The following is a 12,205-nucleotide window of genomic DNA, read 5'->3' as shown; positions in this document are numbered from 1 at the left end:
TTATGAATACAGTAAACACAACTAAAAAACCAACGCTTAAAACACTCTCGGGTTTTGCGTTGTTAGGTTTGAGTGCGCTTGCCCTCAGTGGCTGTGCCAATAAAGCCGTAGTCAGCTACGGAGACGCACAAGCTGTAGAAACAACTGATATTAACTTCGGTTCAACTGACTTACAAAAAGTCGCCAGCCAAATGACGGATTCACTGCTGGCATCACCTGTGGTCGGCACATTAACAGCTAATACTCGACCAATCGTATTTGTTGAACGTATAAAAAACAAAACCAGTGAACACATTGATACTGAATCAATTACCGATTCAATTTCAACACAATTATTGCGCAGTGGTAAATTTCGTTTTGTTGATATGGGCCGCGTAGAAGCCGCTCGAGAACAATTGAACTTTCAAAATGATGATGCCCTAGTAGACCCAACTAAAGCGATTGCATTTGGCCAACAAGTTGGCGCGCAGTATATGCTCTATGGCAACCTGTCGAGCATCGTAAAATCGAATGCTGATAAAGCCGACGTATACTATAAATTCACAATGCGCTTAATGGATTTAAAAAGTGGCTTAGTAGAATGGGCGGACGAAACAGAAATTCGTAAAACCCGCGAAAAATCAACCTTTGGCTGGTAATTCAGCTGAGGAGGTAAATGATGAATAAACTCATACTTGGGCTGTGTACAGCCCTGCTCATCAGTAATCCAAGCTTTGCCGCATACGAACGCAATAAAGCCGTTCCTGTCCAGCAAGTACTATTTGGCAGTGTTCAATCTGTACGTAATATTACCGAGCAAGAACTTGTTCAAGACAAAAATAGTGGCTGGAAAACCTTTGGCGGTGCATTACTTGGTGGCGTTATTGGTAACCAATTTGGCGGCGGCAGTGGTCGCACCGCAGCGACTATTCTAGGCTCGGTCATCGGTGGCAGTGTGGCGAACAACAGGCAACAAAGCAGCCATTATAATCAATACCACTTAGTCGAGTTAATGATCAAAGTTGAAAACGGTGAACAATTTATGGTGGTACAAGACAAAGACAATCAAATGATATTTAGAACTGGCGACAGCGTGCGCTTAGTATATTTATCAGATAATACAGTCCGCGTTGATAAAGCCTATTAAGCTATTACATTAAACTAAAAAGCGAGCAGTATTAATGCTCGCTTTTTAGTATTTATAACTTTATTACTACGTTAGCTTTGTCTGTAATCGCTGAAAAAGCGTTGCATCTTACTCATAGCAGTCGTTAAATCATCTTTGTTAGGTAAAAATACCAATCTGAAATGATCTGGATTTGGCCAGTTAAATGCTCTTCCGTGAACCAGTAAGATCTTTTCTGCTTTGAGTAAATCTAAAATCATTTTTTCATCATTTTTGATATTAAAACGCTCAGTATCTACTTTGGCAAATGCGTACAATGCTCCTTTTGGTTTTGCACACGAAATACCTTCTATCGCATTTAAACCACGCCATGCAATATCACGTTGTTCGTATAAACGCCCACCGGGATTTATTAAATCATCAATCGACTGTACGCCACCTAATGCTTGCTGGATCGCATATTGTGCCGGCACATTGGCACATAAACGCATAGAGGCTAAAATATCTAAACCTTTACGTAAATCATCCATCAATGCAGTACGGCCACTTAATACCATCCAGCCCATACGCAAACCCGCTGCGCGATAGGTTTTTGCTAAGCCATTAAAAGTAATTATCGGCACATCATCACACAGTGCACCAATGGAGCTGTGCGTGATCCCATCGTATAAAATCTTCTCATAGATTTCATCACTCAATAACAATAATTTATGTTCACGTGCAATATCAATTAACTGCTGTAAAAGTGCGTCGTCGTATACTGCACCCGTCGGATTATTAGGGTTGATCAGCACTAATGCTTTAGTTTTTGACGTGATTTTACTGCGAATATCAGCAATATCAGGGAACCAATCTTGCTCTTCATCACATAGGTAATGGACTGGATTACCACCCGCAAGTTTGACTGAAGCGGTCCACAATGGATAATCAGGTGCTGGGATCAACACCTCATCATCATTATTCAGCAAAGCTTGGGTCGTCATTTGAATTAATTCACTGACCCCATTACCAATATAAATATTATCGACGTCTAGGTTATATAAACCACGTTGTTGGTAGTGCTGATAAATAGCCACACGGGCTGAGTAGAGGCCTTTGGAGTCACAATAACCTTGGGCTGAATACAAGTTACGAATAATATCGCGGTGCATATCTTCAGGCATATCAAACCCAAATGCCGCAGGATTACCAATATTCAATTTTAAAACTTTTTGGCCTTCATCTTCCATTTTGCGAGCCTGAACTAACACCGGCCCACGAATGTCATAACAAACGCCTTGTAATTTATGACTCTTTTTAATTTCTGACATTTTTACCTCTACTAGTGGAACAGCTAGATTAACCTAGTAGAGGGGCTAAATACCAGTGGATTTAATACCTCAAAACTGAAATAAATTCACGTCTGGGTATAGCTAACTAACGGCTTTGTAACCAATCAGTTAACTTAGCGGCTGATCCGGCAACTTGGTTGTCAAGCTGCTGAGCTGCCGCAAGCGCCTGAGAAACATCATTATTATTTAAGCTTTGTTCAATTTCTCTGGCCACCTGAGATAGACTGCTGGCACCAAACTGCGCGGCATTTGATTTTAAACTATGAGCATGGCGACTTGCGACTTGGATATCACTATGTATTGTAGCCAATACTTCAGAGCCTAATCGTTCAAATTCAGCACAACAAAAAGTCAGCGTATCGCTAAATTGCTCGCCTAATAACGATTCCATACTTTCCAATGCGCTTTCATCAATGACTATTGTATTCATTATTCATCCTTTTGTATTTAGCAACACTAAACCAGTAACTTATACTATTTTTATACTTTATCGTTCTATAGAAAAAAAACCAACTAATTGTCTCATTAAGCGTATAATTAGCGGGTTTTTCAACTTATTGCTACTAAACAAGATTCTTTTATGTCCCGTTCTTTGTGTGTTAATTGTAAATTTAGTCTACAAACGTGTCTTTGTGAAGATTTGTCGGTACTGGAAAATAAACTCAAAGTTATAATTTTGCAGCATCCTAGCGAAGTAAAGATCACTAAAAACACCGCCCGTTTACTCACATTGTGCCTAACGCAATACGACATCATGGTAGGAGAAACGCAGGCTGATTTTGCACAACTAAACACACTACCCGTTGCCACAACTGCATTACTCTACCCTGATGATAATGCCATCTTACTGGATGATGAAAGTACCGCAGCACCACAATTTAAAAGCCGGTTAAGTCATCTAATTGTAATCGATGGCACCTGGAAAAAAGCATTTAAGATCATGCAACTTACCCCAGCCCTTGCGGCTTTTAAAAAGGTCAGCTTTACGACGATCCCACAAAACCGATATCGTATTCGCAAAGCTCCCCGTGCAGATAGCCTCTCCACATTAGAAGCGGTTGCACATAGTTTAGCCTTGATTGAACATATTAACCCTGAGCCTTTATATCAGGCACTGGAAGCGCTCAACAGCAAACAAACCCAGTTTATGCCTGAGCATATTAAAGCGCGTTATCAAGCCAAATGAGTGCCAGCAATCGCTTAAAGCGCGGGTTTTACCGCCAAGGACCGGATTACCGATTTGATGACCAAGTTGACTTTAGTGATATCCGCGATACATTTGGTTTTCGTACTATGGTGGTGGGTAAATGGGTCACCAAAGAAGAACGCTTTATTAGTGCTAATTTAATTTACGACGCACTAGCCGATTTAGCGCAAATACTGCAAGTGCCGCCAAAGACCATTGGTCTGAGGGGGAAACTCAATTTTGCTTTTGGCCATGGCGGGCAACAACACGTCCAAGCACATTATAATAGCCGTACTCGTACCCTTGCGCTGGCAAAAAATGCAGGCGGTGGCGCGCTGGCGCATGAATGGTTTCATGCGTTTGATCATCACATAACTAAACACATATTTCCCCAGCATTCGCCACAGCATTTTGCCTCTAAACTTTGGCTGGAGCACACGATTGGGCAAAGTCACCCACTAAACTTAGCATTAAATAAGTTTTACCAAGGGGTATTTCTAGAACCAACCGGTCAACACGCTAATCAGTATGTATTAGATTGTATAGAATTTGATAAACGCCATCAGCAGTTTTATATGAGTATGCCTGAAGAGTTAGCTGCACGTAGTTTTGAAGCTTGTATTGCTTGTAATGAGCAGATCGTTAATCACTTTTTAGTCTCTGGGCTCAATAACTCAGCGCTAATTTACCCTAAGCGCGATAGCTTAAAAATTTGTAATAACGCGCTCAATGATTATTTTTCCCAATTAGGTCAACTACTTTTTCAAGATCATTGACAAATACGGTGGTGGTTTCAAGATTTTCTTCAAGCCACTGCATGTAATCGTCAAACGGTAATGGCCGTGAAAAAAAGTATCCCTGACCAACTTCACAGCCATAGCTTTGTAATTTAGCCATACTTTGGCTATCTTCTATCCCTTCAGCCACTACGTATGAACCCAGTGATTTGGCAATATCACAGGTAGCACGACAAATTGTTTGATCATTTTTAGAGTATTCAATATTCATTACAAATTGCTTATCTATTTTTATTTCATCAAAGCCCATTTTGCTCAAATACGCGAGTGACGAATACCCCGTGCCAAAGTCATCAATTGCTATTTTAACGCCAATTAAACGGTAATCATTCAGGGCATTTTTTATATCAACCCCCTCAAAGAGTGTTGCCGATTCCGTTAGTTCTAACATTACATTAGCCGGGTTGAGTTGATGCTCATTCAACAACGTTATAAATAACACGGGTAAATCTTTACGCAGCAAATCTTTAGCCGAAATATTGATAGATACAATATGCTCAGGCAATAATACAATCATTTTCTTTTGATATTGCAGTGCTTGCGTAATAACCCATTCGGTTAAATCTGAAATTATCCCTGATGATTCAGCAATAGGGATAAATAAATCAGGGGGAACATTACCCAATTGTGGATGCTCCCAACGTAATAAAGCTTCCGCGCCGTACACTTTACCGGTGTTTAGATATATCTGTGGTTGAAAAAATAAACTAAGCTGATCGCATTCAATGGCTTCTTTTAGAGCTGATGCAATCGCAATGCGCCGTTGCGATAACGTCACATTCTCTATATTAAACATATGCCAGCGTTCACCATGAAGGGGTTTAACCGCCAGTGCTTGCAGCCCTCGCTGGACTAGTTGTAATGAGGTACTGGCATGTAAGGGATAATTTGCTACACCGATTTCAACTTTATCAATTAAGTGAATGCGTTGATGAGTGAGACCCTCAGCAAAAACGCTATTGATCACACATACAAACTGCTCTACTTGGCTTAATTCTAACTTGCCGACTATTACAACCCCATAGGTGCTGTCATCTAACCTGGCAATACAACGGCTATGCTGATGGTTAGCTTCAACACACAGTACATTCATTGAGGCTAATTGCTGGGCTAATTTGCCCATGGTTAATTTTATCTGCTCATTTACATGTTCATAGCCAAAATTTGCTCGAGCATTAATCAGTACAGCAGGCCTAAATAACAGTAAAGAATGCTCTGTTGATAATTTCACCTGACTATCAAGACGCTCTATTAGTAACTGTTTATTAGGTAGTTTTGTATCATCGTCGTGAGTGAGGCTGTAGCTATATTGCATAACACACTTACGCTCGTGAATGAGTAACACCATCACAAAAGTAATTACATTTAGCACCAGTAACATATCATTAAGTTGCTGTATCTGTGCACCAGCCACCAGCGTTGCTTGCCAACATAAAGTTTGTAAAGCCACTGCAAACCAAACCAGTACAAACTTAAATTGCATCGCTTTTTTGGTATTACTAAGCCAATAAAAAAATAAATAACTCATCACCACCAACATAGAACCCAAACACACGGTCACTACAGCAAACTGCACTGATTGCTTCATAAAACAGCTAAATAGTGCTGCAACACAAAATAAGCTTATATAAACTGTTAACTTATCTTGTCGAGCGTTTAAATGATTTTGCGACTGTAAATAATGAATAAAGTAAAAGTTGACCACCCCTAAGGCTATAACTTGAAATGAAAACTGTAACTTTGTGTACCATAAAGACGCAAATTCAATATTAAAGTAATTCAACACCCCTTTTGCTATTAAAAACTCACTTAATACACACACTAGGTAAGCAAGTAAATAAAGCGATTTTGCTTGATGAGATAAACCGTATACAGTGCCAACAACGGCAAGACACAGCAGTAATAGCCCGGTAATTAAAAAGAAATTTCGCAGTTTCTTGTTTATCAAATTGGCAAATTCATTACCAGTTGCAAGGCCAATGCTCAGCCTGTCATCTTCACTATGGCGAGCGTAAATTACAGCCCAACGAGCCTCATCTTTAGGTAACAGTGCGTGTGGCAGTACTTTATCAACATAACGGTATGCATCATTTTTTACTTCAACTAACGGGTTGAAACTCTCATCAAGAATATAAAAATTAAGCTGCGCTAAATGGGAATTGTCTGCATAAATCACCTCAACTTTTGATTGCGACCGTTTATTTAAATCAACAATAAACCAATAACCTTGCTCTGCCTTGATACGAACATGTGATAAATCTGTTTTTGAATCGGTAGTGACAACTTGTTCTAGTAAGGGTTTGGTAGTTTGAAAGGGCGTATTTGCTGGCACTAACCAGCCACTGGCAGACACTTCATCAGCCATCACAGACGCTGTAGCAGTAATGCTTAACAGTATTAAAAAAATCTTTATACAATATGCTCGCGCTAATATGCTTGCCTGATCCACTGTCACTCCATGTGCATTGAATAAATAGTAAATTATAAAAAGATAATTAAAGTATGGAGGTATTAAATGAAATAGCCAGTAAATAACCTGAACCGTGGATAATATATCAATAAAATGCTTAAGCAGTTTTTATGGTAGTAAAATCGAGTGAGTGTATTTCCAAGCAATAAAAAAGGCCTATCAAGTGATAAGCCTTTATTTTAAAAATATATTTTAATTAGTTACTATCATCACTAATACGACTTGCAACTGCGCTGGTTTGATCTTTATATTTGGCATCTTTGCGTGTATTGTACGGATTTTCAGCAGGACCTGACATGGTCTCAAAGCTCATAGCGCCGATTTTCATCATTGGTCGTAATGCCAACGGCAATTTACCGGAGTTATAAAACTCTAACACGATATTACCAGACCAACCGGGATCAATCCGATGGGCCGTCACATGCACCATTAAACCTAGACGTGCCAAAGATGAACGGCCGTCAAGCCAGCCAACGATATCTGCCGGCAACGTGACTTTTTCATAGGTCATCGCAAGGGCTAATTCACCTGGGTGTAAAAAGAATGCATCGCCCTCTTTTAACACTATTTCATCGCTCATTATTGATTCCATTGCTTTATTAAGCTGATCTTTTGGACCACTTAAATCAACATAAGCTGCTGTATGATCTTGAAATACACGAAACTTATTACCTAAACGTAAATCTGCCGTTACCCCAGAAATCATTTCATCGGTCGGACTTGGCTCAATAATAATACGCTGTTGGGCAATATATTCTTTAATATGGGTATCTGATAATCTCATTAGTTAATCATCCGTAATCACAATTTCGACTGAATTATGATGGGGTTGTTGATAGTAAAGCATACTGGCAATCAGCCGCGCAGCGTCAGCATAAGTTTCACTCACCGCAGCCTGATTATCCATGGCGATTAATTTGCCTTGCTCTGAGTATTCGCGAATATCAATCGCCAAAGGAATTTGCGACAACACTGGCACACCATGACGCTGAGCTAATTTTATTGCGCCATCCTTTCCAAATACATGGTTTGGTTCGCCGCAGTGTGAGCACAAAAAATGACTCATATTTTCAATCAAGCCCAATACTGGCACATTCACTTTATTAAACATGGCAATGCCTTTTTGCGCATCAGCAAGTGCTAAATCTTGCGGAGTCGTCACAATCACCGTGCCACTGGCAGGTACTTTCTGACTCATAGTAAGTTGAATATCCCCAGTTCCTGGTGGCATATCTACAATCAGGTAATCAAGCTCACCCCATGCAGTTTCATTTAACAGTTGCGTTAATGCGCCCGACGCCATCGGTCCGCGCCAAACTGTGGCATCATCACTAGGCACTAAAAAGCCAATTGATTGTGCTTTGATGCCATTAGCGTCAAATGGTAGCAATTGCTTGTCATTTTTAGCCGTGGGTGTTGCTCCTTCAAGGCCTAGCAACATTGGAATAGACGGGCCATAAATATCCGCATCTAAAATCCCCACTTTCGCGCCTTCAGCTTTGAGTGCGCCCGCTAAATTTACCGCTGTGGTTGATTTACCCACACCACCTTTGCCTGATGCAATCAACACAATATGTTTTATCGCTTTGAACTTACATGCTTCAGTCAGCTCAATGCTTGCGTTAATTGTCACTGCTTGATTAAGTTGTTGGCTTACAAACGCTGCTACCTTTGGCATTTCAGATAACGCAGCAAATGGCAGCGTTAAATGAAGCAATATTGATTTATCATTTTTTGATTCAATGCTTTTAATGAATTTTTCATCAATGCCGACAGCAAAAGCGGCACTGCGATACCCTGCTAAGGCAGTAAGAATCGGTTGTTTTTGCACCGATTTAGAGGAGAATAGTTTCGACAATCCAAACATAACAATAAAATAGTGTTTCTTTGATGAAAATTGCCTCGGAATTATGTAACATTCAGGGCATTAACACCAGTCAATTAATGAAAATCGGCCAACCACGAAGGTGTTTCCTTTAGGTTTGCTGATAATATTATGATTTTCATCCGTTCCTTAACAGGAACCGTCAATTCGGAATGATTATGGCACAGCGAAAGATCCTCATTACCAGTGCATTACCTTATGCCAACGGCCCAACACATTTAGGCCATTTATTGGAATATATTCAGACTGATATCTGGTCACGTTTTCAAAAACTACAAGGCCACGAAGCTTATTATGTTTGCGCCGACGATGCCCATGGCACGCCAATTATGCTCAATGCACAAAAGCAAGGGATCACGCCGGAAGAAATGGTAAAAAATGTCAGCATTGAACGTCAACGTGACTTTGCAGACTTCAATATTAAATTTGATAACTACCACAGCACCCACAGCCAAGAAAACAAAGAATTCAGCGAGCTTATTTATAATCGCTTAAACGATGCCGGTCATATCAAAAAGCATACTATTTCACAGTTATTTGACCCTGAAAAAGGCATTTTCTTACCCGATCGCTTTGTAACTGGTACGTGCCCAACTTGTAAGTCTGAAGACCAAAATGGCGACAGCTGTGACGCATGTGGCGCAACATATAGCCCAACAGAGCTTATCAACCCGCGCTCTGTGATGTCAGGTGCTGAGCCAGTACTTAAAGACTCTGAGCATTACTTTTTTGACCTGCCAGCATTTGAAGGCATGTTAAAAGAGTGGCTTCACTCCGGCACTATTCAGCAAGAAATGGCTAACAAACTAGACGAATGGTTTGCCGATGGCCTGCAACAGTGGGATATCAGCCGCGATGCGCCCTACTTTGGCTTTGAAATCCCTGGTGCGCCTGGTAAATATTTTTATGTCTGGCTTGATGCGCCAATTGGTTACATGGCCAGCTTTAAAAACTTATGCGACAAACAAGGCATCGACTTTGATGCATTTTGGCAAGAAGGCTCTGACGCTGAGCTTTACCACTTTATCGGTAAAGATATTATCTACTTTCACAGCTTATTTTGGCCAGCAATGCTTGAAGGCGCAAAATTCAGAAAGCCAACCAATGTATTCGCGCATGGTTTTGTAACGGTTAATGGCGCTAAAATGTCTAAATCGAAAGGCACGTTTATTAAAGCGCGTACATATTTAGACAACCTCGACCCTGAGTTTTTACGTTATTACTACGCTGCTAAACTTAACAGCGGCATCACCGATCTTGACTTAAACTTAGAAGACTTTGCACTACGTGTAAATTCAGACTTAGTTGGTAAAGTGGTTAACATTGCCAGCCGTTGCGCCGGTTTTATTACTAAAAAGTTTGACGGTAAATTAAGTGACACTGTCATGGAGCCGCAATTATTAGCTGAATTCCAAGCAGCTACCGATACCGTTGCTCAGCACTATGAAAACCGTGATTATAGCCGTGCTATTCGTGAAATAATGGCGCTTGCTGATAAAGCAAACCAATTTATTGATACCTCAGCACCATGGGTATTAATCAAAGACGAAACGAAACAAGAACAAGCTCACCAAGTGTGTTCGCTTGGGCTTAACTTATTCCGCGTGCTAATGACTTACTTAAAACCAGTATTACCGGGTATGGCGGCAAACGTAGAAGACTTCTTAAATGATGATCTATCTTGGCAAGGCGCGCAAACTGCGCTTGTTAGCCACCCGATCAATAAATTTAAACCGTTAATGCAACGTGTAGAAATGGATAAAGTAAATAAAATGGTCGAAGAATCAAAAGAAAGCTTACTCGCTGCAAAAGACAAAATCGATCCAAACAGCCCTTTGGCAAAAGAGCCTATTGCAGCTGAAATCGAATTTGACGATTTTGCCAAAGTAGATTTACGTGTAGCTAAAATAGCCAAAGCAGAGCACGTTGAAGGCGCTGATAAGCTACTTAAACTAACGCTCGACTTAGGCGGCGAAACACGCCAAGTATTTGCTGGTATTAAATCAGCTTATGCGCCAGAAGATATTGAAGGCAAACTAACGGTTATGGTTGCCAACCTGAAGCCACGTAAGATGCGCTTTGGCATGTCAGAAGGCATGGTACTAGCAGCAGGCCCTGGCGGTAAAGAAATCTATATTTTAAACCCAGACGACGGCTCAGAGCCAGGTATGCGTGTAATGTAATTCGACTTTAACTAGTTAACACTAAAAAGCCGTTGTTTTAAACAACGGCTTTTTTAATTGCCACAACAAATTGTTTTTCCAGCACATAAAATTGTAGGTGCTGAAGTTAGCGACCTGCGGCTACCCGGTTAACTTAAAGTTTGGATGACCATAGCCAAATCATATAATTGGTAAAAGAAAAAATTATAAGTGGCATACCGAAAAACATTAGACCAAAATAAGGCCCTGTTAGTGCTGATATTAAGTAGTAACCTACACCTTTAAAAGGCTCACCTGAAATTAACTCAAATATACTTCTTAAAAAGCTCGATAAATACAGAGCTAGAAAGCCCATGCCCAAACCTAAAAGCTGTACTTGGTACTTTTTGGTTTGTCTGTGAGTTATTGGAGCAAAGTAATAGCCAACTATAAACCCTGAAAGTGCGCAAAAGCTACCGACGAGATCTGTGCCCAGCCAAATGAATAGTGGCCAACTGGCGAAAGATAAGATGACTGCATATTTCAGCCTTTCAGAAACTCTCAATATGGGCACCATGTTTAGTTAAGTTAACACGCGCATAAATTGCGGAAAATGCTTGGCTATAATTAGCGAAGAATGAGCGCCAGCCAAGCGTTTGAAGTCATTTCTGATGCGTTTATTATACCTTCTTTATCGGTAATTCACTTATTTTATAGACTCGAAAAGGTCCCATACAAAAAGTGATTAAGCCATCATTTTTCTTCGGAGCTCGGTAATTCACAGTAATATAAGCCTCATTTATCGTATCAGTCTTAATTGTAAAGGTTGATACTTTATAATCAGCTAGCTCATGATTGCTTTCAAAAGCATGTGGTTCAGAAATAATTGTAGGAACATACAAGGTTACCCTATCAATTTCACCTAGAGAGATTACAGCTCTTACAGCCTCAGCAACACCATAATTAACAGGGTAATAAACCGTTATTTCTGATAAATCAGCGAAATTATCTTGAGTTATAAACGCCGCTACTTTCTTTATTTCGCTTTTTTTATCACAAGAAAAAGTTGATATTGAAGTAAATAAAAATAACAAAACTAAAAGTTTCACTGAGCTTCCTTGAAGGTATAACAATTTTATCTACGACATTTATCTTTTTACAAACAGAAAAATATCCATATATTATAATGCATTTATCTTAGCTATCAAACAGATACCTGTAAACAACTAGTTAACTTCACCTCATTTTTTACAAATGCAGCAATATACAAAAATGCTAGAGATCAGTAAT

Annotated in this window: 12 protein-coding genes; 5 read left to right on the top strand and 7 right to left on the bottom strand. The window is 40.0% G+C overall.

Features of this window, described 5'->3' with window-relative positions:
* Positions 1-2 precede the first annotated feature (2 nt).
* Both lpoB and H5186_RS10480 read left to right on the top strand, forming a co-directional pair.
* Complete coding sequence (lpoB, locus tag H5186_RS10485) at positions 3-638, top strand: penicillin-binding protein activator LpoB (protein ID WP_145233716.1); 636 nt, start codon at positions 3-5, stop codon at positions 636-638.
* A gap of 20 nt (positions 639-658) precedes the next feature.
* Positions 659-1,126: a glycine zipper 2TM domain-containing protein gene (locus tag H5186_RS10480; RefSeq protein WP_149981188.1), complete on the top strand. Its 468-nt coding sequence runs from the start codon at positions 659-661 to the stop codon at positions 1,124-1,126.
* A 71-nt stretch (positions 1,127-1,197) separates the two neighbouring features.
* On the opposite strand, the gene H5186_RS10475 is transcribed toward H5186_RS10480, so the two are convergent.
* A complete protein-coding gene (locus H5186_RS10475; protein ID WP_145233714.1) occupies positions 1,198-2,415 on the bottom strand; it encodes a pyridoxal phosphate-dependent aminotransferase in 1,218 nt (405 codons plus the stop codon).
* 106 nt (positions 2,416-2,521) lie between these two features.
* Positions 2,522-2,866 (bottom strand): Hpt domain-containing protein, encoded by a 345-nt coding sequence (locus tag H5186_RS10470; protein WP_145233710.1) that lies wholly within the window; start codon positions 2,864-2,866, stop codon positions 2,522-2,524.
* 150 nt (positions 2,867-3,016) lie between these two features.
* On the opposite strand from H5186_RS10470, the gene H5186_RS10465 reads away from it, so the two are divergent.
* On the top strand, positions 3,017-3,622 hold the full coding sequence (locus H5186_RS10465; protein ID WP_182783626.1) for a tRNA-uridine aminocarboxypropyltransferase: 606 nt from the start codon (positions 3,017-3,019) through the stop codon (positions 3,620-3,622).
* On the top strand, positions 3,619-4,398 hold the full coding sequence (locus H5186_RS10460; RefSeq protein ID WP_182717904.1) for a CLCA_X family protein: 780 nt from the start codon (positions 3,619-3,621) through the stop codon (positions 4,396-4,398). Before H5186_RS10465 ends, H5186_RS10460 begins: the two co-directional genes overlap by 4 nt.
* Here the strand turns inward: H5186_RS10460 and H5186_RS23315 are convergent.
* From H5186_RS23315 to apbC, 3 genes are all read right to left on the bottom strand, one after another.
* On the bottom strand, positions 4,349-6,868 hold the full coding sequence (locus tag H5186_RS23315) for a bifunctional diguanylate cyclase/phosphodiesterase (protein WP_182794438.1): 2,520 nt from the start codon (positions 6,866-6,868) through the stop codon (positions 4,349-4,351). The two genes, H5186_RS10460 and H5186_RS23315, sit on opposite strands and share 50 nt — an antisense overlap.
* Before the next feature lie 217 nt (positions 6,869-7,085).
* Positions 7,086-7,673, bottom strand: a complete 588-nt coding sequence (gene dcd, locus H5186_RS10450) for a dCTP deaminase (RefSeq protein ID WP_145233702.1) — start codon at positions 7,671-7,673, stop codon at positions 7,086-7,088.
* A gap of 3 nt (positions 7,674-7,676) precedes the next feature.
* Positions 7,677-8,756, bottom strand: a complete 1,080-nt coding sequence (apbC, locus tag H5186_RS10445; RefSeq protein ID WP_182717906.1) for an iron-sulfur cluster carrier protein ApbC — start codon at positions 8,754-8,756, stop codon at positions 7,677-7,679.
* Positions 8,757-8,932: 176 nt separating this feature from the next.
* On the opposite strand from apbC, the gene metG reads away from it, so the two are divergent.
* Positions 8,933-10,957: a methionine--tRNA ligase gene (gene metG / locus H5186_RS10440; RefSeq protein ID WP_149981018.1), complete on the top strand. Its 2,025-nt coding sequence runs from the start codon at positions 8,933-8,935 to the stop codon at positions 10,955-10,957.
* 133 nt (positions 10,958-11,090) lie between these two features.
* Here the strand turns inward: metG and H5186_RS10435 are convergent, their stop codons facing one another.
* Positions 11,091-11,480 carry a hypothetical protein gene (locus H5186_RS10435; protein ID WP_182739230.1) on the bottom strand — a complete coding sequence of 130 codons (390 nt, stop codon included), beginning with the start codon at positions 11,478-11,480 and terminating at the stop codon, positions 11,091-11,093.
* A 115-nt stretch (positions 11,481-11,595) separates the two neighbouring features.
* Complete coding sequence (locus H5186_RS10430) at positions 11,596-12,024, bottom strand: hypothetical protein (protein WP_182717908.1); 429 nt, start codon at positions 12,022-12,024, stop codon at positions 11,596-11,598.
* Positions 12,025-12,205: the final 181 nt, after the last annotated feature.

This window comes from Pseudoalteromonas sp. SG41-2, from assembly GCF_014164535.1.
GTDB classification, from domain to species: domain Bacteria; phylum Pseudomonadota; class Gammaproteobacteria; order Enterobacterales; family Alteromonadaceae; genus Pseudoalteromonas; species Pseudoalteromonas rhizosphaerae.
Note: the sequence above shows the minus strand (reverse complement) of the source record. Positions and strands in the feature narration are given on the sequence as shown.